Source organism: Nostoc sp. C110 (genome assembly GCF_043099725.1).
Lineage (GTDB): Bacteria > Cyanobacteriota > Cyanobacteriia > Cyanobacteriales > Nostocaceae > Nostoc > Nostoc muscorum_A.
Genome location: NZ_CP171148.1, coordinates 3,657,849 through 3,684,375 on the forward strand (window position 1 = coordinate 3,657,849; position 26,527 = coordinate 3,684,375).

At 42.0% G+C, this 26,527-nt stretch carries 20 protein-coding genes; 5 read left to right on the top strand and 15 right to left on the bottom strand.

Going from position 1 to position 26,527, the window contains the following annotated elements; translation table 11 throughout:
• Window positions 1-328: 328 nt before the first annotated feature.
• The 4 genes from metH to ACFFRD_RS21195 all read right to left on the bottom strand — a co-directional run bounded on the left by metH (window position 329) and on the right by ACFFRD_RS21195 (window position 8,023).
• A complete protein-coding gene (gene metH, locus ACFFRD_RS21180; RefSeq protein WP_392477214.1) occupies window positions 329-3,856 on the bottom strand; it encodes a methionine synthase in 3,528 nt (1,175 codons plus the stop codon).
• Between the two features lie 387 nt (window positions 3,857-4,243).
• A complete protein-coding gene (locus ACFFRD_RS21185; protein WP_392477216.1) occupies window positions 4,244-6,007 on the bottom strand; it encodes an ABC transporter ATP-binding protein in 1,764 nt (587 codons plus the stop codon).
• Between the two features lie 238 nt (window positions 6,008-6,245).
• A complete protein-coding gene (locus ACFFRD_RS21190; protein WP_392477218.1) occupies window positions 6,246-7,376 on the bottom strand; it encodes an aldo/keto reductase in 1,131 nt (376 codons plus the stop codon).
• A gap of 149 nt (window positions 7,377-7,525) precedes the next feature.
• On the bottom strand, window positions 7,526-8,023 hold the full coding sequence (locus ACFFRD_RS21195; RefSeq protein WP_012406891.1) for a bifunctional nuclease family protein: 498 nt from the start codon (window positions 8,021-8,023) through the stop codon (window positions 7,526-7,528).
• A 340-nt stretch (window positions 8,024-8,363) separates the two neighbouring features.
• Between ACFFRD_RS21195 and ACFFRD_RS21200 the strand changes: the two genes are divergently transcribed.
• On the top strand, window positions 8,364-9,044 hold the full coding sequence (locus ACFFRD_RS21200; protein ID WP_114080254.1) for a riboflavin synthase: 681 nt from the start codon (window positions 8,364-8,366) through the stop codon (window positions 9,042-9,044).
• A gap of 85 nt (window positions 9,045-9,129) precedes the next feature.
• On the opposite strand, the gene ACFFRD_RS21205 is transcribed toward ACFFRD_RS21200, so the two are convergent.
• Window positions 9,130-10,683: a M23 family metallopeptidase gene (locus tag ACFFRD_RS21205; protein ID WP_392477221.1), complete on the bottom strand. Its 1,554-nt coding sequence runs from the start codon at window positions 10,681-10,683 to the stop codon at window positions 9,130-9,132.
• Window positions 10,684-10,773: 90 nt separating this feature from the next.
• A complete protein-coding gene (locus tag ACFFRD_RS21210; RefSeq protein ID WP_392477222.1) occupies window positions 10,774-11,592 on the bottom strand; it encodes a biotin--[acetyl-CoA-carboxylase] ligase in 819 nt (272 codons plus the stop codon).
• 77 nt (window positions 11,593-11,669) lie between these two features.
• On the opposite strand from ACFFRD_RS21210, the gene pgeF reads away from it, so the two are divergent.
• On the top strand, window positions 11,670-12,470 hold the full coding sequence (gene pgeF / locus ACFFRD_RS21215; RefSeq protein ID WP_392477224.1) for a peptidoglycan editing factor PgeF: 801 nt from the start codon (window positions 11,670-11,672) through the stop codon (window positions 12,468-12,470).
• Between the two features lie 216 nt (window positions 12,471-12,686).
• Here the strand turns inward: pgeF and ACFFRD_RS21220 are convergent, their stop codons facing one another.
• Window positions 12,687-14,156 carry a glycosyltransferase family 87 protein gene (locus tag ACFFRD_RS21220; protein WP_392477226.1) on the bottom strand — a complete coding sequence of 490 codons (1,470 nt, stop codon included), beginning with the start codon at window positions 14,154-14,156 and terminating at the stop codon, window positions 12,687-12,689.
• A 151-nt stretch (window positions 14,157-14,307) separates the two neighbouring features.
• On the bottom strand, window positions 14,308-15,345 hold the full coding sequence (csaB, locus tag ACFFRD_RS21225) for a polysaccharide pyruvyl transferase CsaB (RefSeq protein WP_392483128.1): 1,038 nt from the start codon (window positions 15,343-15,345) through the stop codon (window positions 14,308-14,310).
• A gap of 186 nt (window positions 15,346-15,531) precedes the next feature.
• On the opposite strand from csaB, the gene ACFFRD_RS21230 reads away from it, so the two are divergent.
• The 3 genes from ACFFRD_RS21230 to hisA are packed head-to-tail and all read left to right on the top strand — an operon-like array spanning window position 15,532 to window position 16,984.
• The gene (locus tag ACFFRD_RS21230; RefSeq protein ID WP_012406884.1) at window positions 15,532-15,867 is read left to right on the top strand and encodes a DUF2499 domain-containing protein; all 336 of its coding nucleotides are present in this window, start codon (window positions 15,532-15,534) and stop codon (window positions 15,865-15,867) included.
• Window positions 15,864-16,175: a DUF3593 domain-containing protein gene (locus tag ACFFRD_RS21235; protein ID WP_114080261.1), complete on the top strand. Its 312-nt coding sequence runs from the start codon at window positions 15,864-15,866 to the stop codon at window positions 16,173-16,175. Before ACFFRD_RS21230 ends, ACFFRD_RS21235 begins: the two co-directional genes overlap by 4 nt.
• Before the next feature lie 35 nt (window positions 16,176-16,210).
• Window positions 16,211-16,984, top strand: coding sequence for a 1-(5-phosphoribosyl)-5-[(5-phosphoribosylamino)methylideneamino]imidazole-4-carboxamide isomerase (hisA, locus tag ACFFRD_RS21240; RefSeq protein ID WP_179071191.1), 774 nt, complete (start codon window positions 16,211-16,213; stop codon window positions 16,982-16,984).
• Between the two features lie 128 nt (window positions 16,985-17,112).
• Here the strand turns inward: hisA and ACFFRD_RS21245 are convergent, their stop codons facing one another.
• From ACFFRD_RS21245 to ACFFRD_RS21275, 7 genes are all read right to left on the bottom strand, one after another.
• Complete coding sequence (locus ACFFRD_RS21245) at window positions 17,113-18,390, bottom strand: glycosyltransferase (RefSeq protein WP_392477229.1); 1,278 nt, start codon at window positions 18,388-18,390, stop codon at window positions 17,113-17,115.
• A 543-nt stretch (window positions 18,391-18,933) separates the two neighbouring features.
• Window positions 18,934-20,193, bottom strand: a complete 1,260-nt coding sequence (locus ACFFRD_RS21250) for a glycosyltransferase (protein ID WP_392477231.1) — start codon at window positions 20,191-20,193, stop codon at window positions 18,934-18,936.
• Window positions 20,194-20,470: 277 nt separating this feature from the next.
• Window positions 20,471-20,938 carry a DUF2141 domain-containing protein gene (locus ACFFRD_RS21255; RefSeq protein ID WP_392477233.1) on the bottom strand — a complete coding sequence of 156 codons (468 nt, stop codon included), beginning with the start codon at window positions 20,936-20,938 and terminating at the stop codon, window positions 20,471-20,473.
• A gap of 49 nt (window positions 20,939-20,987) precedes the next feature.
• Window positions 20,988-22,001 (bottom strand): glycosyltransferase family 2 protein, encoded by a 1,014-nt coding sequence (locus ACFFRD_RS21260; RefSeq protein ID WP_392477234.1) that lies wholly within the window; start codon window positions 21,999-22,001, stop codon window positions 20,988-20,990.
• A gap of 213 nt (window positions 22,002-22,214) precedes the next feature.
• Window positions 22,215-23,219 (bottom strand): NAD-dependent epimerase/dehydratase family protein, encoded by a 1,005-nt coding sequence (locus ACFFRD_RS21265; RefSeq protein ID WP_392477237.1) that lies wholly within the window; start codon window positions 23,217-23,219, stop codon window positions 22,215-22,217.
• A 207-nt stretch (window positions 23,220-23,426) separates the two neighbouring features.
• Window positions 23,427-24,605, bottom strand: a complete 1,179-nt coding sequence (gene devC, locus ACFFRD_RS21270) for an ABC transporter permease DevC (RefSeq protein WP_392483129.1) — start codon at window positions 24,603-24,605, stop codon at window positions 23,427-23,429.
• 74 nt (window positions 24,606-24,679) lie between these two features.
• Window positions 24,680-25,888: an ABC exporter membrane fusion protein gene (locus ACFFRD_RS21275; RefSeq protein WP_392477239.1), complete on the bottom strand. Its 1,209-nt coding sequence runs from the start codon at window positions 25,886-25,888 to the stop codon at window positions 24,680-24,682.
• Window positions 25,889-26,527: the final 639 nt, after the last annotated feature.

Consider the following 26,527-nt stretch of genomic DNA (forward strand, 5'->3'; position numbering starts at 1 on the left):
TTTTGTTGTATTTTTGCGTACTTGTCGCTTTTTCTATTTCACTATTTTTGTTATAAAGTTGAGTTATTTCTGCTTCAATATGTTGAAAATCGTACAAATTTATTTCTTTCGAATTCCAGTTCCCTCTCCTTATAAAGGCTATGGTGTACACACATCACTCTACAAAACCAAAATGTTGTAGATCCTCCTAAATCCTCCTTTTTAAGGAGGACTTTGAGAGATTTTTGCCCCCCAATTTATCGGGGAGTTGGGGGGATCGAAAGCTTGTGGGACAAGTTTAAAAGACTTGTGTATACACCGCAGCCTTATAAAGAAGAGGCGATATGGATTAAGCGCTAAAGTATTTTGCTACTGGGTGGTAAGTAATAATTGCAGTGGTAGACTGTTCTGGATAAAGTTGTTCACTTTCATCCATATACAATTTAATTCTGTCAGTCTGCAATAATTCCAGTTGCTTGTATTGGTCTTGGATATTCGGGCAAGCTGGATAACCAAAACTATACCGTGAGCCACGATAGCGTTGTGCCAATATGTCCCGGATATTGTCGGGTTCTTCAGCAGTAAAACCTAACTCTCGGCGAATTCTAGCGTGTGTCCATTCAGCTACAGCTTCCGCAACCTGCACCGCCATACCGTGGAAATACAGGTAATCGGTGTATTGATTAGCCGCAAACAGCTTTTGAGCGAACTCTGTGGCAATTTCCCCTACAGTCACCGCCTGCATGGGGAAGACATCAATAATTCCCGATTCCTTTGGTGCAAAGAAATCTGCTATGCATAGCCGCCTTAAAGACTTTTGTCTAGGAAACTCAAAAGTTGTAACCTGCTGTGATTGGTTCTCTGAGTCATATATATGTAGAGAATTCCCCTGAGATTGACAAGGGAAATACCCATAAATCACCTGGGGATGCAACAGATTCTCTTCAATAATTCGCTGTTTCCAAGTTTCTAAAATTGGGTAGACTTTCTCAGCTAAGAAAGCCTGATATTCTTCCTTAGATTGTTCCTTTGGTTTGCGGAATTGCCACTGTCCAGCAACCAAAGCTTGTAAATCTAAGTGCCAGAATATTTCCTCGATGGGAATATCACTAGGCTGCAATAACTGGGTTCCCCAGAAAGGCGGTGTGGGACGTTCAATATCTACAGCCACAGCATCAGAACGTCTCGTATCTACTACTTTTGGTTCAGCAGATGTTTTTTCAGCAGTCTTAGCTTTTGGTTCTTTGTGACCATTTGTCGAAACTTCAGTAGTTTCTACTTCATTCAAAAATCCTTGCAAATCTTCCCAGTTACCAGTAGCTTTTGCTGGCATTAATTTATCCATGAAGTACAAGTCAGAAAAGGCATCTTTGCCATAAACGACTTTACCTTTATAAGCCTTTTGGCAATCTTCATACACAAATTTGGGAGTCAGCGCTGCACCACCTAAAATTACGGGAACACTAATTCCCTTTTCGTTGAATACCTCCAAGTTCTCTTTCATGAAGGCGGTGGATTTCACCAGCAAACCACTCATAGCTATACAATCAGCTTTGTGCTGTTCGTAAGCGTTGATGATGTTTTCTACTGGCTGTTTAATTCCCAGGTTAATCACCTTGTAGCCGTTGTTGGATAAGATAATATCCACCAAGTTTTTACCAATGTCGTGGACATCGCCTTTAACTGTGGCAATGATAAAGGTTCCCTTGGCATTGTTGCCTGATTCTGATTTTTCCATGAACGGTTCGAGAAACGCTACCGCCGCTTTCATGGTTTCAGCAGATTGCAAGACGAAGGGTAACTGCATTTGTCCAGAACCGAATAATTCCCCGACAACTTTCATCCCATCTAGCAGGAAGGTGTTGATAATCTCTAAGGGGGGATGTTCTTCTAAGGCTTTTTTAAGATGTTCTTCTAAGCCAATGCGTTCGCCGTCGATGATATGGCGTTTAAGTCGTTCTGGAATAGGGAGACTTTCATCTAAGGAGCGATCGCGCTTAGTTGTCACCCCGGCAAACGCTGTGGTAAGCTCTCCCAAGGGATCGTAAACGCAGACGTTACCCTCAAATTTCCGTTCGTCATAAATCAACTGGCGACAGATTTCTTGATGGCGTTCTTCAATCTTTGAGAGCGGTAAAATTTTGTTAGCGCTGACAATGGCTGCATCCATTCCCGCCGTTGTCGCCTCGTGCAAAAACACTGAGTTCAGCACCATTCGCGAGGCTGGATTCAAACCAAAGGAAATATTGGAAACACCCAAAATCACATGACATCCAGGTAATCCTTCACGAATACGCCGGATGGATTCAATTGTGGCTTTACCGTTTTCTCGGTCTTCTTCAATCCCGGTGGAAATGGGTAACGCTAGGGTATCAAAGAATATTTCTGTGGGTGGTATGCCATATTCTACAGCTTGACGGTATGCGCGTTGTGCGATCGCAAACTTTTTGTCTGCTGTCCGCGCCATTCCATCTTCATCGATAGTACCAATGACTATACCAGCACCGTATTTCTTCGCTAACTCCAGCACCTTCAAAAAGCGCGGTTCCCCATCTTCGTAGTTGGTGGAATTCAGCAAACACTTACCACCAGCAACCTTTAAACCCGCCTCCATTTTTTCCCATTCGGTGGAGTCAAGCATTAAAGGCAATGTCACGTTATTGACAATGCGTGAAACTAATTCGTGCATATCGCGCACGCCGTCGCGTCCTACATAATCGACGTTGACATCTAGGATGTGTGCGCCTTCTTTGACTTGCGCCCTCGCCATTGAAACGAGTCCATCCCAATCTTCGGCATTTAGCAAATCGCGGCACTTCTTGGAACCACTGGCGTTTAGACGTTCACCAACAATCAAGAAGGAATTATCTTGATCGTAAGGCTGAGTGGTGTAAATTGATGCTGCTGCTGGTTCTAGACTTGGCTGTCTAACTTTTGGCTTCAGGTCTTTAGCGGCTTCTGCCAATTGTTGAATGTGTTCTGGACGCGTCCCACAGCAACCCCCGATCACTTGGACACCCAAATCTTCAACAAAATGCATTAACGACATCCGTAATTCTAACGGGGTCAGGCGGTAGTGCGCTTGACCGCCGACGTTTTCGGGTAAACCCGCGTTGGGAATACAGGAAACGATGAAAGGTGAATGTTCTGACAGATACTTGATGTGTGGTTTCATCAAGTCTGGGCCTGTGGCGCAGTTTAGACCAAGAATATCTATTGGGTAAGGTTCCAGAATTGTCAGCACAGCGCTGATTTCTGAACCTACCAACATTGTGCCCATGCTTTCCATTGTTACAGAAACCATCAACGGGCGGCGATCGCCTTTTTTGGCAAACACTTCTTCAATTCCATTCAGCGCCGCCTTAATTTGCAGCACGTCTTGGCAAGTTTCCACCAAAAATAAATCAACACCACCATCCCATAGCGCCTCTGCTTGTTCGGCAAAAGTAGCTTTCATGGTGTCAAAGTCAATATGCCCCAAGGTGGGGAGTTTCGTTGTTGGGCCGATGGAACCTGCCACAAACCGGGGTTTTTCTGGCGTGGAAAATTCCGCAGCTACACGCTTCGCCAATTCTGCGGCTGTCTTGCTGAGGTAATAAGCTTGGTCTGCCAAGTCATATTCTGCCAGCACTAGGGACGTACTACCAAAGGTATCGGTTTCAATGACATCAGCACCAGCGGCGAGAAAGTCGCGGTGAACCTTAGCGACTGCTTCGGGTTTTGTGTGGACTAAGTATTCGTTACAACCTTCATATTGTGGGCCGCCGAAGTCTTCAGCAGTCAGGTTTTGGGTTTGTAAGTTGGTTCCCATCGCCCCGTCGAAGACGAGAACTGGGCTATCTGGACTACGCAGGCGTTCAAGGAAAGAATGAGTCATATTTTCCTAGAATAAATTAGGACATCAAGTGAGTCTTGTGATACTCGACTTACTTTATTATTTTCCAAAATTGTGATATTTGTGGCAGCGTTTAATAAAGTCTGGTTTTCTTTATCAAGGAAGGCAGGAGGCAGAGGGCAGGAGGCAGGAGGAAAACTGTCCGACGACGCTCTCTACGAGACGCTGCGCGTAGCTTGCTTCTCTGTAAGAGTACGCAGACTCGCTCGCTGCCGGCGCTATCTGTTTCCTGCCGTGACCAAAGGAAACAGGGGTTTAAGACAAGAACAGCAAATTGAAAATTTGGTGGCTCTTATTAAGGAGTGGTCTGAATCCCCTTCTTAATAAAACCTCCTGCCCTCCTGCCTCCTGCCTCCTTCAAATAGCGATTTACTGATAACCAGCCGCTTGTAACAGAAACAACTTGGCATAACGCCCTTTTAGCTGTAGCAATTCTTCGTGAGTTCCCTGTTCTATAACTTCGCCGTTTTCTATAACTAGGATTTTGTCAGCCATTCGGACTGTAGAGAAGCGATGGGAAATCAAAAGTACCATCTGATTTTGAGTAATAGCGCGAAAATGATTGAAAATCTCAAACTCAGCTTGGACATCTATTGCTGATGTTGGTTCATCCAATACTAAGATATCTGCTTGCGATCGCATAAAAGCACGAGACAAGGCAATTTTCTGCCACTGTCCCCCAGAAAGTTCCTGTCCTCCTTTAAACCAACGCCCAAGTTGAGTCTGAAAGCTTTGGGGTAATTGGTCAATAAAAGATTGGGCCATGCCTTTTTCAGCAGCAGTTTGCCAACGGTTTTTATTTTCGAGATGTTCTACATCACCCACGCCAATATTCTCGCCCACAGTGAACTGATAGCGGACAAAGTTCTGGAAAATCACACCAATACGACGACGCAACACATCCACATCCCATTCCTGCAAGTCCAACCCATCTAAGAAAATTCGTCCAGAATCTGGGGTGTAGAGTCGGGTAAGTAGTTTGATTAAAGTAGTCTTACCAGAACCGTTTTCACCCACAATTGCCAGTTTTTCTTTGGGTTTTAAGTGTAGCGAAATGTTTGTCAAGGCTGGCTTAGAACTTCCTGGATAAGTAAATGATACGTTCTCAAAACGGATACCATCTTGGGGATTTAAACCAATGGTTGCCTTACCCCAAGACTTTGGTACTTCTTCTTCTAGGAAATCGTAGAGATTTGATAAATATAGGTTGTCTTCATACATTCCTCCAATAGATGTGAGGGCATTGGAAAAAGTTGATTGTCCTTGACGAAAAACGGTGAGATACATTGTCATATCTCCCAAGGAAATCTTACCTTGCACTGTTTCTAGTACAATCCAAGCATAAGCTAGGTAAAAAGCACCAGTACTCACTAAACCCAGGAGATAGCCCCACAATCCTCGTCGCAGAGTCAAATCGCGGTCTTCGCCATAGAGTTGATGAAACAGGTTGCGGTAACGCCCTAGCAGCATCTCTCCCAACTGGTAGAGTTTGACTTCTGTGACAAAATCTTCTCTTGCTAGCAGATTTTCTAAGTAGTGCTGTTGACGAGTTTCTGCCGCCCGCCAACTAAATAGGCGAAAGCCTTCTCCAGCAAACTTTGTTTCGGCAATAAATACAGGCATCGCTGCCAAAATCAGCACCACCACCGCCCAAGCTGAGAAATTTACTAGTAAAATACCGTAGGTAATCAGGGAAAGGGCATTTTGCACCAACCCAAAAGTGCGATTTACTAACGAAAGCGGACGAACTGATGCTTCTCGTCGGGCATTGGTCAATTTGTCATAAAATTCTGAGTCTTCAAACTGCCTAAGATCCAGTGTCAGCGCCTTTTCTAAGATGAGTACATTCACTCGCTGACCCATTAGCGCCCGTAATAAAGACTGACAAATGAGGATTCCCCGTTGACTACCTGCTAGTAGAATTACAGCGATCGCTTCTAATCCTACATAAAATAGGGAAGGATAAATATTGACAAAACCATTGTTTTGTGAAGTAACTTGAGAGGCAAATACCACTGCATCAACAATTAATTTACTGATGTAAGATATCGCCGCCGGTAAAAGACCAGCCACTAAAGTTAAACTCGCCAGCAGAATGGTAAGCGATCGGCTGGTAGTCCATACCAAGTTCACAGCCCGTCCACTGTAGCGGAAAACCGTCAGCGATTGGCGTAGGATATTTCTTTTTTTTTAATTTTCATCTTTTTTTGGACAAGATACCCCAGCTTGGGCGGATCTTCCTGATTTTTTTAATCTTTATATAATTTTAACAACAAAGAACTCAGAACTCAGTACCTAGAATGACGAGTATGCGGCTGGGTGGTGAATACCATGCTGAAATTAACGGATATTCTGACTCCTGTTTACATTTTTATCCCCACAACCTCCGACCTGCTTTCCCACTTAATTTTTGGTGAGTATCTGACAATAATGCTGGAATATCCAACTTTTCTGGACACCGAGGTAAACAGTCTCCGCATTCTGTACAGCGATCGCTTTTCATTCCAGGGAACCAGTGACCAGCATTTTCAAACATTCCGTAACGATATTGTCCATAGTCTTTCATGTCGTATGCCACTGCGAGATTACGTAACCGCAATACCTCTGGAATATTGATATTTTCTGGGCAGGGCAAACAAGCATAACATTGGCTACATTTATCAGTTCCCAAAGCAAATTTTTGGTGATTTTCTAACCTTTGGAAAGCAGAAATTTCTACTGATTTTAGCTCTCCATTATGGTCAGCAACTTGCAAAGGTTCTATTAATTCATCTGGGTTGGCTGGCCCTATACTTAAAGTATTAATACGGTTGTCAGCAAGTAAAAAACGATAGCTTAGTTCTAAGGGGGAATACGGCTGACACAAGTCTTTTAGGGTTTGGGGTGGCGTATACAACTTTCCCCCTTTGTCAGCAGGGGAAATAATGAAAATGCCCATATCTTTTTCGGCAGCTAGTTGAATTGCTGGTGCGTGCCGTTGAAAAAAATAGTAATAATGCAGATTGACAAACTCAAAAAAATCTGTTTTGATAGCTGCCTCAATTAGCTCTAATGACCCGTGGCTGGAAAAACCAACGTGTCGCACTCGACCATCAGCAACAGCTTCCTCTACGGCTTGCATACAACCATTTTTGGCTTGCACCCACTCCAAATGTTGCCAAGTATTCAAGCCATGAACCCCTAAACAATCTAAATAATCTAGCTGTAATCGTTCTAGGGATTCATCGATGCACCGACGCATGGTGTCAGCATCTGCTGTGGCTGAGATTTTGGTAGTGATGTAAAGCTTCGTTCGGGGTACTGATAACCCAGCTTTTAATGCCCTACCAAGATACTCCTCGCTTTTGCCGTAACCTCTAGCAGTTTCTAGATGATTAATTCCTAGCGCTAAGGCTTGTTCAATGATCTGGTGAGCATTTTCAAAAGAAGCCAGGTAGCGCATTGTTCCCAAGGAGAAAACCGAGAGGTGCAGATTCGTTTTGCCAAAGCGTCGGTATTGCATAAATTGCGTGCTGAGTAGTGAGTGCTGAGTAAAAAGACGATTAATATTGTCTGTACAAGAGTGAAAAGTAAAAAAAGAAAGAATAAAGAATTTACTTTTAAGATTCTCTATTCTTTCTCAGCACTCAGCACTCAGCACTCAGCACTTTTCTAGCTGTCGCCATTACCAAAGCGCTTGATCAAATCTTCAGGACGGAGATTAGAAATAAATTCACGGAAAGCTTGCTGTTCGGCTTCATCTGCATCGCGGTCAACAGGGATAGAAGCATCGGCAATCACTTCTTCCATTACCCAGATGGGGGTATTTGTACGGAGAGCAATGGCGATCGCATCGCTAGGACGTGCGTCAATTTCTTTTTTTACCTCGCCTTGCTGGACAATTAAAGCCGCATAAAATGTATCCTTTTGCAGGGAATGAATGATCACCTTTTCTAGAGTCATATTCCAAGTCTCTAGAAGATTCACAATCAGGTCGTGGGTTAAGGGTCTGGGAGGCTTTTGATTCTCCAGTGCGCCCATAATTGCCCTAGCCTGTTCCTGACCAATATAAATTGGCAAAGCCCGCCGATCTGAAGAATCTTTCAAAAGGACGATCGGGCTGCGGGTTATGGCATCTAATGCTATGCCAGCGACTTTCATTTCAATCATTGCCTAAGCCTCTACAATGCTTTGAGAGCCTTGGATGCTGTGTAACAAATAGTACCCCTTTTTAGGCGGTTTTGTGACAGTAATAAACATAAGCATTCGTTCTCTATAATTGCTTCTATTAAACTCCGAACTTGTGGTGAAAACCAGAGTAAGTCAAATTGGTCTTCTTAGACAATAACCTTCTTACCCAAGTATGCCTTGTGAAGGATGCTAATGTGTTAATATTCCTATAAGAAAAAAAGTCAGAAAATATACTTGGATGTTCGACATTTCTGTGACAATTACCAATTGATTTCCGGCAAAAATAGGCAATAAATAGAGTTAGTTTGACAAAAAAGCCGTGTTTACAGGATTAATCCAAGCATTAGGAACAATAGAACCCTTGGGGGGCGATTCTTGGCAAATTACTTGTGTAAGCCATTCTGGTGAAGTAATTATGCAAGATTTGGCTTATGGTGACAGTGTTGCTGTCGATGGCGTTTGCTTGACAGTGGAAAAAGTTTTAAAAGACGGGTTTATCGCCACAGCTTCGCCGGAAACGCTACGCCGCACGACGTTGGGAGGTGAGCAAACGCAACAGAGATATGTCAATTTAGAAGCGTCGCTAAAGGTGGGCAGCAAAGTTGGCGGTCATTTTGTGATGGGTCATGTAGATGGCATCGGTCGATTGCTAGTTGCAGAACAAACGGCTAGTTCTTGGGAAATGACCTTTATTGCTTCCGTTGCGATCGCACGATACATTGTCCCCAAAGGTAGCATAGCTGTCAACGGCATCAGTCTCACAGTAGCCGCTTATGACTCAGAACTCTCTCAGTTCAAGGTGGCGGTAATTCCCCTCACATACAGCGAGACAAATCTTCGCTATTTGGTTGCTGGGAGTTTGGTGAATCTAGAAGGGGATATTCTCGGCAAATACGTCGAAAAATTCCTTTACTCTGGCAACCCAAACACCACAGCCCATGATGAAACAAGTTTAGATGGCATTACACCCGCATTCTTAGCAGAACACGGGTATTTGTAATTGGGAATTGGGAATGGGGAATGGGGAATGGGGCATTAGTATATTCTTCCCCTGCTTCCCCTGCTCCCCTGCCCCTCAGCTTCTTCTAGCTGCCTGGTTCTTGGCTTACCTGGGCGGTTTGCAAGCCTCTTACTAACTGGCTGAGGGCGCTTTGTAATTCCACGCCTGGGTCAGTCGCAACCCAACCGTTAGGTGTTAGGTGGCGGACTTCAAAGTGCAGGTGAGGGCCTGTAGATGCCCCGGTGCTGCCAACTCGGCCGATGAGAGTTCCAGGTTGTACCCATTGACCGGGTTGAACAAGGATTTCTGACATGTGACCGTAGAGAGTTTGTTCTGCCGATTTGTGATTGAGGATAACGGTTAAACCATAACCACCCATCCAGTTAGCAGTTTCGACTTGACCAGCTGCTGCTGCTAAAACTGGTGTTCCCGTAGGCGCACCTAAGTCTGTACCAGCATGGAAGCGTTGATTACCTGTAATTGGATGAACTCGCCAACCAAACAACGAGGTAATGGGAGCGGGTATAGACAAGGGATACATCATCCCCGTCCCATTATAGGCAACTGCCCCTGTGTAGGGGATTTGTGGCAATACCGATGCTAGTGAGAAGTCGTAAGCTACGTTACTGGGACGGGGTGCAATGTTGCCATCTGCCATTGGTGGCGGTAAAGTTCCCCCACTGGGTGCAATAGGAGTGGCACTCACTCTTGTGGGGCTGAACTCGCTGGGACTCGGGATAAACCGATTTGGGCGATATGCGGTCTTGGTGTCACCACTATAACCATTTTGAGTAGCACGCCATCTGCTGTTGTTGCCAGTCGTTGCAACTTGCCGCGCGGTTGGAACTACTGGCAATTGGGCGTTTTGACTTCTTCTTAGCCAATTAGGTGCTACTTTACCACTAGAATCAGCTACATTCCTTTGGGGTACTTTGGCGCAAACGCCGCCTAATACGCTTTGTCCTGAAGGCAAAATGGCTCGGCAACCACTAGAGCGTTCTGTGAGAATTACAGAATTTGGCGCTTGATAAGTACCTGTAGCACCACTGTCATAACTATTAGGATCAATATAGGCGTTATTATAATCCTTGGTTTTACCTGGCGTTGCACTAACAGAACTGTTGGAGTTATTCGATGGTTGAGCAACTTCTGGGAGTTTTTGAGGTAAAGAGCGGACAGGGGTATTGGGTTTTTCCTGTCTCACCCTTGCAGGAGTAACCTGGGAGGTTTCTACTTTGGGTTTTGACTGTCTGATAATAACAACAGGTTCAGCAGCTTCGATTTTGGGCGTAGACTGCCTAACTGGTTCTTTTGATTGAGCTACCTCTGGCTTGCGTAGTCTCTGTTTGAGTCTGGCTCGCCGTTGGGAAAATTCCGGTTGTGCTTGAACTGCTTCGGGCGCAACAGCCTGCTTTTTTACTAGATTCGGAACTACCGTTGGCTGGGAAGTTTCAACAGTGGGAACGATGTTATCTACTTGTGTTTCCGTTTGGGCAAACACAAAGCCGCCGCTAAGGAGGCTGACGCTACTCAGCCAACAGAGACTCTGAGCTGGTAGTGTTGAGGCAAAACGTTTTTTTGTTAGACCTTGCTGCCATAAATGCAAACGATGATGGGCAGAATTATTGCGCTGCGTCATTTGTTCTCTCAGTTGTGTGTAATTAGCCTAAAGAGATGATGCTAGTGGTTTGTCTTGCCCAAAGAGCGAAATTTTGAACAAACCTCAAATTTAAACGGAAGATTTATGGTACCCCAAACTGATTGTACCGGGTTCAATATAAATTTCCGGTGTAATTAGTTCCTTTGTATTGTATGTTTCTAAATCAACTCGTAAATTTCCTTGAGGTGTCACCCCAACTACAGTACCAAAAAGATTATTGACATAAACCCGATCGCCCATATTTGTAAGCAAGTCTAGATAGCGAGACAAGAGTATGCTTACTCCTTCTTGTTGAAGGCACTCCATACCGGATTCTATTCCCAGTAAGACTGTAGAGGTGAGTATTTCCAGACAAGAAATTGGTCTGAAATCTTGGGAAGCTTGCCACGATTCCAGATTAATTCCAGTTTCGGGTACTGGATTTGTCCAGTTAATACCAACACCAATTACTGCTTGGGTAATTTGTCCTTTGTTTACTTTGGTTTCTGTCAAAATGCCGCCTAGTTTGCGACTATTTAAAACTAAATCATTGGGCCATTTTATCCCAACATCTATACCACGCTGACGCAATTGAGACGCAATTCCCCAAGCAGTAGCGAAAGTTAGCTGGTAGCTGTCAGTAGCTTCTATTTTGTGGTCGAAAGAAATCGCCACGGAAACATATAATCCCCCAACTGGAGAAATCCACTCGCGTCCCCATTGTCCCCGCCCAGCAGATTGCTGAGTTGCGATGACTACTGTTCCTGAAATAGCCCCTTGGTGGAGTAAGTTCCAGAGGGTTTGGTTTGTTGAGGAAACGCTTTCAAAAAAGTGAAGGGAAAATGGTAAATATGTATGCTTACGCCCTGCTTTCAAGGCTGATTCCAAGTTTTGCAGATTAAATCCCACAGCAGTTAACCCAAATTCCGTTGTTCAAGTTAGCATTGATTGGCTGATGAGTGATTTTTGTTTAGGTTTGGTTGAAGATGCACACTTGGCACTGGCGCAATTGGGAAGGACTGCCTTATCTAACTTGTAGTATTCTGGAACATTGGCATCACGGCTTCTTTACCCAGCAGTTTTGGCCGCGATCGCCACAAGTTATCACAGAAGTATTGCAACCAGAGGCATCAGTCTATCGCTTAAAGCAGGTTCATGGCAATACTGTTCTCACCCCCCAAGAAGTTGAAAGTTTCTTAAGCTCTGCTGAGGATGATTTAGCATCGGCGGATGGTTTAATGAGCGAGCAGCCTCTCCAAGCCGTTTGGGTAGCTAGCGCAGATTGTACACCCGTGCTAATTGGGGATGTGAAAACTGGACGGGTGGCAGCATTACACGCGGGTTGGCGAGGAACTGCGAAGAAGATTGTCCCCCTAGCGATCGCTCGGCTACAATCTCAAGGCAGCAAACTTGATGATTTACGCATTGCAATGGGCCCGGCGATCACTGGTGAGGTTTACCAAGTCTCTATTGAAGTGGCTGCTGAAATCGGGGCTAGCATTATACCAGATGAAGACCAAGAAAAAATAGTAAGTGCATTACATGAGCTACCAAATTCACCCTTGCTGGAAGATCCTAATCCAGGAAAGGTAAGGTTGGATGTGCGGCGAGTGAATACCTTACAACTGGAAAACATGGGGATTAGTGCAGAACAAATTGCGATCGCACCTTATTGTACTTTCCAAACTCCAGAGCATTTCTTTTCTTACCGCCGAGAGAAAGAGAAAAAAGTTCAATGGTCAGGGATTGTCAGTGGTAAATATTTTAAGACAATACAGTTCAGATAAGACCAAAATACTTGTAGAGACGGCGATTTATCGCGTCTCAAAACCCACGATTTTGTATAACTAGCGCTTTGCAACGTATTAGATTTTAAGGTTCAAATTTTAAAACCTGTTTTTGACCCAATACGGTTCAATTAAGGCTAAAACCTTTTGTCAAAGTTATTTTTTAACGAACCGCATTCGCGCAGCGTCTCGAAGAGAGTGTCTTGCAATTTTTAATTAATAATTTTTAATTTTTAATTGGAGCGAAGCGACTTGACGCAGTGAACTAATTGCTAAGACTAAAATACTCAGGGTGATTCCTAGAATTGCATAACTCGGTAGCGCGAAGATAGTTACTTTCAGAAAGTAGGGTAATTTCCCTGCTTTCACGTTCCAACGATTTGCTAAAGAGCCGATGAGCCAGCCATGAATAACTGCTGTTTGCACTGCTAGAAAGCAAACGCCTGCTAACCAAACAGACATTCTTCTCATAGAGAATTTATAATACCTGATTTGATATAGCAAATCATTGAGCAAAAAAACAACCGCAGGTATTAACATCACAGTACTAGTTTGCTGTGAATAGTTAATGGCAATACTCAAGCAAGAAACTAGTACCATTTCGGCTAAGTATATTTCTTTTGACCAGGCTGTAATAGATTGTTGTAGATACCAATACCAACCCACGAAACCAACAAGTATCAGAACAATAAAGTCTGACAATAACTTGGCAAATAATGGATTATTGGGTAATAATCTTGGGCCCACTACCATCAAATCTAGGCGAGTAATTGAAAGATAGGGACTATTTGATGGATCGTTAAGCCAGAGTGAAAATCCACGAGCCGTATCTGGTAGGTATTGTGTCACATAATTGCCTGTTAATGTTAGACCTAAAAATACTAAAGAAGTTCCTGTGATAACAGATACAAAAACTAGAGAAAAGCGTCTTTTAAATAGAAAATATAGAATGAATAATGCAGCTAATGTTGGTTTACAAACGGCAATACCCAAGCAAAGTCCGGCTGGAATATCCTGATATTTTCTAGCCAAGATAAACATCCATAAGATGAGAACCGCAACGAAAATGGCAAGATTACCAACTTGAAGATCGCGAACTAAACCATAAATTAAGGCAGCCGAGATTGTGCAAATAGTTCTGAAAGCTGGCGACTTCGATTCTAGGAGGATATTCGCTCCCCATAAGGCCAAGCCGATTGCTAATATATGCATCACAATCCAGATTGTAAATGCAGTATTGATCGGAAAATAACCGAGAAACCAGATAAGAGGAATAATATTAGGTGGATAGACAAATGGTGGAATAAATCCACACGTTTTAGTTAGGCTACAGAAACTTTGGTTAAAAATCTCGACATTAAAAGGACTCAAATGCTGATGAGCCAATTTACTCGCCACATAAAACCATTTAAAATCCCATAAAGGTGGATTTGGCTGATTTAGGGAATAAACTAGCCAACCTGTATAGCAGAGAAATCTTGTGACTACTAATACAACAACTGCTTGAATGATAAAGTTAACAATTGGTTGACGAAAAAATTGCATCAATCGTTGGATAACAGAAGATTTTAAGAATAAAGAATTTTTCCAGGCTACCTTCTCATCATCGTCTAGTCGCCAATTATTTTTCAGAACCAATGCAACTACAATTACTATAATTAGGTTCCAAAAACCAAAGTTTATCATCAGCAATGATCTCAAGAATTATTTCTGTATATCCTAGATAACATAACTGATATATTTTGTCATAAATGATGTTTGGGTATTTTTTATAATCAATTTATAAAAGTTTGAAAATTACCCATCTAGAATCTCCGCTATTTATGGCTGGAGAGTGTCAAATAAAAACTTGGCTCAATACCTCACGGTGGATTAATGCCCTATCTACTAAAGATTGTATTTGCTCTGCTGATAAAGGATCGCCATTAGCATAATGCTCCATCCAAGTTAGACTAATCAAATTAGGATCATCGGGTAAACTCGCCAAATCCCACCCAGGCATGTCTAAGTCTTCCATAAGACGATTTACCTTGGGGTCATAACTAAGAGCAAAGCAACGACAACCTTCCGCAGCAGCCATAATCAAGCTGTGTAGACGCATCCCAATCGCCATTTCTACGCCGCGAAACACACCTTTCAAGAGTTGTGGATCTTCCAGACATAAAATCTGGCTAACATCTTTAAGGTGGGGTTGAATAGCTTCGGCAATACTTAAATCTTCACTTTTTTGAAATGGCAGTAGTAAGATGAAAGCCTGCGTAGCTTTTTGAAAGTCAACCAAAGCACGGGTTAAATTTGCTAAACGTGTTTCGGTAAGCTGGGGATGCGATCGCAACGTTACCGCAACTCTCGGCGCAGGTAAATCCCAGAGTCCCGGTACGGGTTTCGATCCCAATGCCCAAACCGGGTCAGGAGCTATAATACAAGGAATTTGCCAATCAGATAATAAAGCAGCGCTAGCGCGATCGCGGACACTAACTTTGGTACAATTACCAAAGGTTTGCCGCGCTAACCAACGAGTTTGCGGACGCACCAAGGGGCCAATACCCTGCGCCCAAGCAATAGTTTTCAAACCCATTTTCTGCGCCAATGCCATCATTCCCCCATAATAAAAGGGGCTGATAGTGCTGGTAACATCTTGAATCAGACTCCCGCCGCCCCAAATCAAGGCATCACTTGAGCGTAAAGCTTGCAGTACAGCGAAGGGAGCCATGCGATCGAAAGTTTCTACATTGTAGCGATCGCGCGTTTCCTCTGGATTTCCCGAAAGTACCACAGGTGTTACGTGAGATGGTAACATTTGCAAGAGCGTTGCTAACAAAGCCTCGTCACCACCATTACCTTTACCGTAATACCCAGACAATAACGCCCGCATCTTGACCATTTTGGATTTTAGATTTTAGATTAACAACTTTTTTTAAAACGTTGATGCCATCCTGCCAACAAAAGATGAATTGTATTGTAGGAAAATAAGACCATAGAAAAACAAAAAGATTAATACTATTGACTCTTAACTCCAGTACAGACACTAAATTCCGCGTCTTTAATTCCTAACTTTCTTATGCATACCCTATCGATTCCCACCTGGATTATTCATATTTCTAGCGTTATAGAGTGGATTGTTGCCATTTGGTTAATCTGGACTTACGGCGAACTCACTAATAACCGCAATTGGTGGGGATTATCCCTTGCTATGTTACCAGCTTTAGTTAGCGCTATGTGTGCTTGTACCTGGCATTATTTTGACAACGCCGAATCTCTGGAATGGCTGGTAACACTTCAAGCTACCATGACCTTAGTTGGTAATTTTACGCTTTGGGCAGCAGCGTTTTTGATTTGGCGTTCTACCAAATCTTCTAACACTGTTGAACCAGAACCTATCAAATTAGAGCAATGATTTCTAAAGAAACCCTGTTTGCACTTTCACTGTTTCCCTATTTGGGTTTCTTGTGGTTTATCAGGCGGAGTCCGCAAATGCCGCGTTTAGCGCTGTATGGATTTTACGGTACTCTCGTTTTTGTGGCTATCACCATCCCAGCCGGAATTTACGCCCAATTGCATTATGGCGAGTCTTTGGCCAATGTAGATTGGTTGCATGGTGGTGCAGAATTATTTTTGACTCTTTCTAACATCTTGCTTGTGCTAGGTTTTGGACAAGCTGTAAGGCAATTACAAATCAAAAATAGAAACCTCAGCGATAGCTAGGGTTTTAATTGCATTAAGTTATGAGGGAGAAGTAAATGGATGTAATTCCAGCGATTGATTTACTAGAAGGTCGATGTGTGCGACTGTATCAGGGAGACTACGATCGCTCGCAAGTTTTTAGCGAAAATCCCGTTGATGTTGCCAAACAGTGGGTTGATCAGGGTGCTAATAGACTGCATATAGTTGATTTAGATGGAGCCAAAGCAGGTAAAGTAGTAAACCTGGGGGCAATTGAAGCGATCGCTCACGCGGTGTCAGTGCCCATTGAAATTGGTGGAGGATTGCGCGATCGCACCAGCGTGCAACAATTATTCAATCTAGGCGTACAGTGGGCAATTCTCGGAACCATCGCCGTAGAACAACCCCAGCTAGTGCAAGAACTGTGTGCAGAATTTCCTGGACAGATTATTATTGGCATTGATGCCCGTAATGGTCAAGTCGCAACTCGCGGTTGGTTAGAAACCTCAGAAGTTTTAGCAACCCAACTGGCTGTACAAATGCAAGAATTGGGTGCAGCCGCCATCATTTACACAGATATTCACCGAGATGGTACTCTCATCGGCCCAAATTTAGAAGCTTTGCGAGAACTTGCGGCGGTAATTTCCATCCCGATAATTGCCTCTGGCGGGGTAAGTTCTCTCACCGATTTGTTGAGTTTGTTGGCGTTAGAACCTCAAGGCGTGACTGGCGTAATCGTCGGACGTGCTTTGTATACTGGGGATATTTTACTCAAAGAAGCATTGCGAGCGATCGGCCCTGGGCGGATTCAGGATATTCCACCCAATCTAGGCTTTTCTAGTTTTGCTTGATTATTCGGCTTTTAACTAAGATTAGGACTTACGCAAACAATAGTCAAAACCCTTATTTCCATGTAGGGGCAATTGATATGCCCCTACCACGTGTAATTTTGCGTAAGTCTTAGATCAGTTTGTAATCGTTATCGTCTTATACTGCCTGTACCTACCTTCACCTTCTGAGATCCTTCTACAATTTGGTAAAGTTTGTCTTCAAGTTTTTGCATACATGCCGACCAATCAAATTCAAGTATGGAAGGGCGAGCGTGCCGAGTCATATCTGCCTTCAAATCGGGATTTTCTAGAATCGTAATCACCTTGTGAGCAAAGTCTGTGGGGTTGTTAGGTTGGGCAAGAAAGCCGTTCCGACCAGGAAAGACCTGTTCTGATGTTGAGGGTGCAAAAACGGCAACTAAAGGGGTTCCAGATGCTAGGGCTTCGTTATTTGTAGTGCAGAAGTTTTCAGTGACGGAGGGGTTGACAAAAACATCCGCTCTCGCAAACCACCCTAAAAGTTCTGTACCGTGGGATTCGCCCCATATAGTAATACCCGATCCAAATTTTTCGGCACGCTGACGAATCTCTTCATCCATCGGGCCACTTCCAACAATCACCAGATGAACATCAGGAATTTTGGCAGCTATGACTGGAAAGATATCAAGTAGTTGGTTGACATTCTTTTCCGGGGTGATGCGTCCGACAAACAAAAGAGTTGGTCGGTTATCGTTAGGAATGGGATTGTAACAAATATTGCGCGGATGAAATTTCTCGCAATCGATGCCTTGATAAGGGACATATTCAGCGCGTTGGCATTTCAATTCTTCGTATTTAGTGAGTTGTTCTTTAGAAGAAAAGTAATTGAAGTCATAAGACTCACTAAATTGCTTGACTAAAACGGGAACAATCGGACGAACAAAGTTAAAGAATTTATCTCCAAAATAATATTTGATATACGCAACGATATCAGTATGGAAAAGTGAAATTATTGGTGTGCCTGTTCGTTTTGCGTATTCAACACCAATTGGACGACCATAACCTTGCAAGAAAAATGAGTATAAACCTCTCATTTGAGCGGCTTCTTCAACCAAGATAATATCAGGCTTAAATTTCTCCAGCAACTTGGTATCACTCCAATGCCGATAATTTAACGGTTGAGGAAGAGATTTATAGAATAACAGTGGTTCTGTGGGAAATGCGTAAGCAGAGAAATTGGGGAAAGACTGAATTTCCTCTAAACCTGGCATGGGGCGATCGCCAACATTTTTGGGGTAGCGATCGCTGATTTGTGGATGAACTAAAAAAACCTCATGTCCTTGCTCTAGCAACCAACGAACTCGTTGGTGAACAGCGACAGAAACACCAGTCAAGAAAGGAGCGTACAATCCTGTAAATAGTGCAATGCGAAGTTTTTGCTTAGTCATAATAAAGGGGAATCTTTCACGAAAATGCTGGTTTTCAATTTAGGATTTACGCAGCTTATGTTTCATGAACATTCTGATCTTCTATCTCAGAAATTCCCGCCAATACGATTAGACTAAGGATTTACGCATTTTCAAATAGCTGAAGTTGTCGATTGTGAAATGGATGTTTATAGTGCTTCTCGTTTGTGTGCAGTAGACTCTGACCTTTCTCCAAACCTCTCAGGTTTTGAGGCTTACTCCCTTTACCTTATAGGGAAGGGGTTGGGGGTTAGGTCTATGTTAGACTCAACTGCAACCTCTATATAAACCTAGGTTGAAACTATCAAAACATCCAAAATACTAAGTCCAAATTCCCCTTAATATATTTGTCTAAACCCTTGTCATTTATGCAAATACATTTTGATAAGTAACAAGAAAAATCATGTATTCTGACAAGGGTTATAGCTAATATAGTTCTACTAAATATAAGATAATATAATTTGAAGACTAGGGAATGTTTAGTGTAATAACTTTCATGCCCTAGTTCATATTTAGCGATTTAATTCAAAGAGATACCTTGCCATCAATGGGCTGATCTAACCATTGATAAGGGCGATATTCCATTAGCCGGACATTCCAAGGCCCTTGAACCCGATAGGAGACACCGCGCCAGGTGACTGTTGAGACCCAAATGGATGATAGCATTGCTAGCCCATAAACCCACTGTGTTAGGGGAATCCCAATCAACATTTTGATGATTGTAGCACCCGATAATTTTGCGATCGCCTGGTCATTAGAGCGAACCACTCGCTGTATCTCTAATTCCAACACGAGCATTATCAAGAGTAATCCGACAGTATAGACACTATAGCAGCCTAACAAGAGAGCCGCAGCTGCCCATTTTGCCTGTAAGAAGGACTCTAGAACTAAGATGATCAGTGCAGTAGGAAACAAAATGCTAGAAACAGCTTCACTAACTAAAGCTAGCCAACGTGGGTGATAGAGTCGAGAATAAAGTATCAGGCGCTTAAGATAGTCGATTAAGTTGGATAAATCAGTCTCTTCACGATTGACAATTAGCAGCGAAGGCACAAACTTTACCTGAAACCCATGTTTTTTGAGGATGTCGTGCATCATAAAATCCTCGCCTAAAGCTTGTCCCCACTTATCTAGCAGTTCTGTTTGGCGAAGTACTTCTGTTTTCACAGCCAAACTTCCACCCCAAGGAATCTGAAAGATAAACATTTGCACAACTGTGGATACATTGCCGATGTACCGCACTAAAGATCCCCAATACCTACCTGTAGGGACGTACCAGCGATTACCTGTTGTCGCACCTATTTTGGCATCACCTAAAGGACTGACTAATTCTCGCAGCCAATTGACATGGACTATGGTATCAGCATCTACTAAGGCAACCACCTTGTAGGAATCATCCAACTCACGGACAGCTTGGACTAAGGAACTACATTTGAGACTACAATTGTTGCGTACTATTCTCAAAGGGCTAATTTGAACGTTGGTCGCTTCTTGCTCTGTGATGCTTTCACTGGCAATTTTCCAAGCGGGGTCTTCGTGACTATCAACGATCAATTTTAAATCATAGTGTGGATAGTTTTGGTTCAGGAGCGATCGCAAACATCTAGGCAAAAACGGATCGGCTCCGCGTAAGCAAAGAATCACTGCTGTTTTGGGTAACTGATCATCTGGTAATAAGTTTTTTTTAGATGAGCGCAGATACCATATAAAAACAAGCGTTAAACACACCTGAATAACCAGCCAACCCATCAAAGACTTAGACAGAAATATTGCCAAATCTTCCATTAAATTTTTAGTCTCCGGTAGAATATCGGCTTGTTTATATGTAGGTGTGATCTAAACCGTAATTCTGAATAATTGGTAATTAGGGGAGAGGTGACAGGGAATAGTCTGTACCTGGATTTCTCACAAGTGAGAAATCCAAGGGGTGTGGGAGGTGTGGGAAGTGTGGGAGGATGGGGAAGAAGTCTTACCCCCCACACTCCCCACACTCCTCTTCTCCCTCTGCCTACACTATGCGTGAGAAATCCGGGTGTACCCTGTAACCTCTCCTCTATGACCTTTATGAATCCAGCGAATATTTCATGATAATGTTGACTGTTGTATTTTTATTTACAACAAAACTGGCATCACGAAACTTTGGTGTACCCGTTTGTATAGACACAGTTGGGTTTTTGGAAATTCCAAAACCTTCTGTGGGAATACCAAAAAAGTCTTTATTGAGTTTGCGATCGCCATTTTGATCGTCAACAACGGCGACAGCATAAGTTCCAGGCTTCAAACCGGAGAAATCTTTTTTAACAGAATTGCCAGTAATCTTAGCGCAGCCACTTTGAGATCCCTTAGAATTACTCATTGGAAATCCTTGTTCAGTTGCATAAACTCGGAAGCAAATCTCACCTTTTTTGTGTTGTATTCCATTCACTACAACACTTAATGTTGTAGTTGATTCTGCATTCACTGTTTTAGCAAAGCTGAGGCTCACTAAAGTAGCAACTAAAACATGAGATAAATGAGATAGTTTCAGCATAATTTTGTAGTGAAAAATCGGTGATTTTGTGGCTTGGAAAAAGTTGTACTTACCAGCTTTTATTTTTAAGCTGGTTTTTTAAATGAATGACTTGATGCTTTTTGATTGATGCTGTTTGCCAATTTTTCCAAAGCACTTGTAGCACTCTTAGTAAATCTTTCAGCAAAAGATATTCTGCCCCTTTTAACTGCTGATGTAGGCTTCTATAACAACAAAGCTGCTCATTAAAACTTAGGGGACTACGCCATATAGAGAGTAGATACTCCCAGATTATTCTCCAATGTGGCAATAAAATTTGTCCTTTCTTTGCTGAATCAAACCACACTGCATAAGCATAGAAATCAGGTAGCATACTCAATGAGGTTTTTTTAGTGTTGTTAGCAAACAACAAATAATTAGGGAAATACATACTCATTGATTGTTGCGGATGGCTTCTGGCAAAAAAAAGGTATTCAGGGATTTCATAAAACCTGCCAAGAATACCAAGTCTTAACAAGAGAATTCCATCTGCATTACCGTAACCACCCATCTGCGGTATCATTCTCAGGGCACTAGTGCGAATTACTCCGTAACATTGATAACATAAATGTTTCGTCAGTAACTCATGAAAACGCTCGTGTGCTTTTAGTGCATCTGCCTGAAGTTTTATCTCGTAATTTTGGAGAAAATTACCCTGTTCATCAATGAAATATGTCTGGGAGTGACACAAGACTATGCTAGGGTCTTGGTCAAGTACCTCAACACACTTCTTGATAAAATCTGGAGCATGTAGATCATCATAAGCTGCCCATTTAAAGTACTCACCCGAAGACAATTTAAAGACATGATTGAAGTTACGAGCGCAACCGATATTCTTGTCATTGCGGTAGTAACAGATACGTTGGTCTTTGTCGGCATAAGCTCTACAAATTTCCTCAGTTTTATCTGTAGATGCATTATCTGAAATAATTAGCTCAAAATCTTCAAAAGTTTGAGCCAAGAGTGAATCTATGGCTTCTTTGATAAATTTTTCGCCATTGTATACAGGTAATCCGATGCTCAATCGTGGCTGATTGCTACTCATAACAAGTATTCGGAAAATCTGTGGATTATTTTATGCTCAATTGCAGGTAATTGTTAGGCAGATGCAACGTAGGCATTGAGAATTCAGAAGCCAAAAGTCAGAATCCCGAATAATTTGATACTTTAAGCTGAATAAAATCAATCAACCGTGCTATAGCCTATTGATTTTATAATCATCCTGGATTATGACTCGTGAATTCTTAAAATCTGTTGACTATTTAATCAAGCTTTGAATATCTGTTTTTTGCAGCCATTCATGTGTTCGCTGCATTCCTTCTTCTAGGTCAATTGTCGGTTTATAATTCAACAGGCTTTGTGCTTTGACAATAGAACAAGCATAAGGACGAGTCATAAAATCTATGGACTCTGGTAGGATATCAACTTTTTTTCGAAAAAGTTTTTGTCCTTGAACACGTAGTTTTAGAAACAACTTGATTTCATCTTTCGGTAATGAAAGGGGTGCTGATAAACCTTCCATTGCTGCTAAACGCATAAAATACTCTTTCCACGAAGTTTCTTGTCCGTCGGTGATATTAAATATTTCACCGTAGGTTTCTTTTTCTATCGCTAGAAAGATGCCATCAATCAGATTATCTATGTATACATGATTAATAACTCCTTTGCCATCGTTAGCACAGGCAAATAATTTTTGACGCATCATCAGAACCGGTCTGACTATCCAGGGAATACTTCCTGGGCCGTAAACATCTCCGGCTCGAATAACGATGATGCCAAAATCTGGAGGATTATTAAGTTCTAAAACTGCTGTTTCTGCTTCTATTTTTGTTTCACAGTAAGGATTATTTTCGCCAGAAAGTGGCCCGGATTCTGTAACACTATTAGGATAGTTGAAACCGTAAACCATTACACTAGAAAGATGCACAAATGTTTTAACACCAGCCTGTTTAGCGGCTTTAGCCATGTTGACAGTACCGCCAACATTCACATCACGAAAATTCTTAATTGCGCCAGCTTCTTCGGCAAGTTGATCTGTATGTAAAACGATATCTACTCCCTGACAAGCCTTTTGAGCAATAGTAGAATCGGTGATACTACCAATAATTATCTCAACACCTAAATTTTGTAATTGTTTGTTTTGTTCTGTAGAACTTTTAAGTCCACGAACCTTCATCCCTTGTGCGATGGCTAACTCGGCTGTACGCAAACCGATAAATTCATCAATCCCGGTAATTAGCAGGGTTTTATCTTTGAGGTTCATAAAATCAGAATTATTGTTAAATGGGTGAACTTGACTTGTTAGATAAAAAACTGAAATTTTATACCAAATTTAAATTCCGGTAAAGACTTTTAATCTAAAATCTAAAATTGGTATAAAGAAGAATTTTTCTGTGGAGAGCCTGAACCAACGCTTAGTTATTAGTCTATATCATGGCAAAAAATTTGATTATTTTGATGCAACGAATAGCTAGAAAATATCTCCCGGATCTGCGGAGCGGAGTTTGTTGATAGCAAGCGCTCCTGATGTTATACACATTAAAACTGTTGAAGTTAAGACAATCACTGCATTATTAGTGGTCATAACTATTGGTAGTTTAGTGGCTTCTGCGGCAAAACTATATAACAAGACAGAAGTAATAAATCCTGGAATATAACCTAAGATTGCCAAAATTAAAGCTTGCTGAAATACCACATTCAATAAATAGCTATTGGCGTAACCTATGGCTTTTAAAGTGGCGTAAGCAACAAACTGAGTAGCAATATTGCTGTAAAGAATTTGATAAACAATAACCACACCAACAACCGCAGCCATTGTCAACATCAAGTTAAGAATAAAACCAATGGGTGTTCTGACAGCCCAGTATTGTTTCTCAAAATCAATAAAGCCTTGGCGTGTAAAAACTTGGACATCATTAGGCAAATTTGCTTGTAAATTTTTCAGTACGTTTTCGGCATTAGTACCAGGTTTGAGTGAAATCAAACCGATATCTATCATATCCGCCGGGCGAGTATTGGGATTTATCCTCAAAAAAGTTGAGTCACTAACAAGTAAATTTCCGTCTACCCCAAACGAAGGGCCTAATGTGAATAAACCACCTATTCTCACTCTATAGCCAATCAATGAACTGTAGGGAAATATTTCAATTGTTTGTGCAGTCTCTCCCCCATTAAATTTTTCAGCTATTGGGCCAAACTCTGGGCGAGAACCCCTATCAAAAAGCACAACATCAGGAATTTTGAGTTTATCTAAATTTTTCTCAACTTCTGGGAGATTCATTACCGGTCTACCTGGATCGAAACCAATAACATATATTGAATATTTCTCACTAGTAGCCGGATTTTTTAGTTTGGCAAATTGCAAATACATGGGGCTAACTGACTCTACGCCATCAAACCCCAGGGATTGGTACAAACGAGTCCGTGAAAAACTTTGATTTGAGGTCAAAGATTTATATTGCGAACTCACTAAAAATAAATCTCCTTTGAGATTTTGATGTACAGCAGTTGCACTGGAATAAAGAGCATCTTGAAAACCAAGTTGCACAAACATTAGCAGCACAATAAAACCAATCCCGGCTACAGCTACTAGTAAACGAACTTTTTGCTGTGCTAGCTGTAGCCATCCTAAAGGAATTTTGAAATTCATGGATTTATTTGTCATTTGTCATTGGTCATTTGTCATTGGTCATTTGTCATTTGTGAATGACCTATGCCCTATGACTAAATATGAATGGCGACATCCACTTGTAAGTTAGTTAAACGAGCGACCTTTTCACTATCTGCGGGATTATCGATGGAGATTTTTACTTCAACTATTCTGCGGTCTGTATCTGAACCAGGGTTTATGCTGAAGATGTTTTGCTTGTCGACTTGCCAACCAATCTCTTTTACAGTTCCTTTGATTGTTCCAGTAAATGCAGTGCTGGTAATTGTGGCTTTTTGTCCTACACGCACTTTTTGAACATCGGTTTGATACACCTCTGCAATCACATACATTTGAGATGTCTTACCTATCTCAGCAAATCCTTTACTGGTGCTGATGACTTCTCCGGTTTTAGCGTGAATTTTTAATATTTTGCCATCTATGGGAGATTTGATGTAACTTAAATCCAAGTCGGCTTTTGCTTGCTGAACAGAAGTTGTGGCACTGTTGACTTCGGTTTGCGCGACTTGAACATCTACACTACGCACTTCGCTAATACTGGTGAGTTGTGCTTGTGCTTGCTTTTTCTGTTCCTGGAATGTATCTTGAGTGCGCTTGAGGGTGGCTTGGGCTTCTGATAACTGCTGTTGTGTGGTCTTGAGTTGCAAAGCTTTGGTATCTGCTACGGAAGCAGCGATCGCACCTTGTTTATATAATTGCTGATAGCGATTGTTTTCAGCTTGAGCGTTATCTACTTCAGCTTGGATGCGGGCGATTGTCGCCTCTTGAGTAGCAACATCCCCTTTATATTGTGGCTCTAAACGTGCGATCGCTGCCTTTTGAGCATCGATATCTCCGGTTTTAGCTCCAGATTTAACCTGCGCTAATTTAGCTTTGGCAACTTGCAGTTGGTCTAAAGCTTGTTGCAATGCGGTTCTAGAACGACCATAATTTTCTAAATAAGCCAGTAATTGCCCTGCTTTAACCGCCTCTCCTTCTTTCACCAACAGTCTATCTACTCTCACCCCATTATTAGAAGCAGGAGCAGTCAAAGAAGTAACTTCGCCTTCTGGCTCCAAACGTCCCAAAGCGGTTACAGCAATTTTTACAGGCGTGGCAGCTTTGGGAGGATTCGCTGCTGGTGTCACAACTTTAGGTTTAGACCAAAATGGTACCAAACTATAAAAAGCTATTAATCCGGCTGCTAAAGTTAGAGAAGCTGCTAAAATTAATTGCGATCTACCTACGGGTTTTGTAAATAATCGGTTTTCTTTATTTACTGCCATCTTTTCATTCCAATTCTGCTTTTTTAGGGGATAGCCTGGTTATATTTAGTCCATTAGAATAGACTCATCCACAAATTACTTAGAGGGCTTTTCCTCCAAGGTTTCTACCTTAATCAAGTGGATGTATCTAAAGTGGTTTTATATGAATTGTTGTACGCTTTTACCGCCCAAAATTACTATTGTGGCGTGAAAATTAATGGTGGTGTTACTTCAAAGCTTCCTAAGTTATATCCTAATTTGACATCTAATCCAGTAGCTTAAAATACAATAGCGCTAACCAGAAAACTTAACTCTCAAGAACAAGGAAGCGCCAATAAAAATGAAATCAAAACTTGGATAAACTTGTTATTAACTATGGCGTAGAAATTGATTTTTGTCAACCGATTGACTTTGCATAAGTCCTGATTCTCTCACTAAAATATTTGTTCACAGTCAGATTAAATTCTGAAAAAATGTATTCATCCCTAATCTCTTATCTGCTAATTGAATACCAAGAGATAGTTAGTGATTAAGTAGATTTGATATTACTAACAGATTCTTGTTAACAGGGTTGTGTAGTATAAGACATTATTATTGGTTTGACTCATAGTAATTAAAGGGCGCTTAGAAACCTCACCTACACAAGACTTTACCCACCTC

Excerpts from the sequence above, each read along its gene's own strand:
- metH (WP_392477214.1), bottom strand. The coding sequence starts at position 3,856 with ATGACTCATTCTTTCCTTGAACGCCTGCGTAGTCCAGATAGCCCAGTT.
- ACFFRD_RS21190 (WP_392477218.1), bottom strand. The coding sequence starts at position 7,376 with ATGCAATACCGACGCTTTGGCAAAACGAATCTGCACCTCTCGGTTTTC.
- ACFFRD_RS21195 (WP_012406891.1), bottom strand. The coding sequence starts at position 8,023 with ATGATTGAAATGAAAGTCGCTGGCATAGCATTAGATGCCATAACCCGC.
- ACFFRD_RS21205 (WP_392477221.1), bottom strand. The coding sequence starts at position 10,683 with ATGACGCAGCGCAATAATTCTGCCCATCATCGTTTGCATTTATGGCAG.
- pgeF (WP_392477224.1), top strand. The coding sequence starts at position 11,670 with ATGCACACTTGGCACTGGCGCAATTGGGAAGGACTGCCTTATCTAACT.
- ACFFRD_RS21220 (WP_392477226.1), bottom strand. The coding sequence starts at position 14,156 with ATGATAAACTTTGGTTTTTGGAACCTAATTATAGTAATTGTAGTTGCA.
- csaB (WP_392483128.1), bottom strand. The coding sequence starts at position 15,345 with ATGCGGGCGTTATTGTCTGGGTATTACGGTAAAGGTAATGGTGGTGAC.
- ACFFRD_RS21230 (WP_012406884.1), top strand. The coding sequence starts at position 15,532 with ATGCATACCCTATCGATTCCCACCTGGATTATTCATATTTCTAGCGTT.
- ACFFRD_RS21235 (WP_114080261.1), top strand. The coding sequence starts at position 15,864 with ATGATTTCTAAAGAAACCCTGTTTGCACTTTCACTGTTTCCCTATTTG.
- hisA (WP_179071191.1), top strand. The coding sequence starts at position 16,211 with ATGGATGTAATTCCAGCGATTGATTTACTAGAAGGTCGATGTGTGCGA.
- ACFFRD_RS21245 (WP_392477229.1), bottom strand. The coding sequence starts at position 18,390 with ATGACTAAGCAAAAACTTCGCATTGCACTATTTACAGGATTGTACGCT.
- ACFFRD_RS21250 (WP_392477231.1), bottom strand. The coding sequence starts at position 20,193 with ATGGAAGATTTGGCAATATTTCTGTCTAAGTCTTTGATGGGTTGGCTG.
- ACFFRD_RS21255 (WP_392477233.1), bottom strand. The coding sequence starts at position 20,938 with ATGCTGAAACTATCTCATTTATCTCATGTTTTAGTTGCTACTTTAGTG.
- ACFFRD_RS21260 (WP_392477234.1), bottom strand. The coding sequence starts at position 22,001 with ATGAGTAGCAATCAGCCACGATTGAGCATCGGATTACCTGTATACAAT.
- ACFFRD_RS21265 (WP_392477237.1), bottom strand. The coding sequence starts at position 23,219 with ATGAACCTCAAAGATAAAACCCTGCTAATTACCGGGATTGATGAATTT.
- devC (WP_392483129.1), bottom strand. The coding sequence starts at position 24,605 with ATGAATTTCAAAATTCCTTTAGGATGGCTACAGCTAGCACAGCAAAAA.
- ACFFRD_RS21275 (WP_392477239.1), bottom strand. The coding sequence starts at position 25,888 with ATGGCAGTAAATAAAGAAAACCGATTATTTACAAAACCCGTAGGTAGA.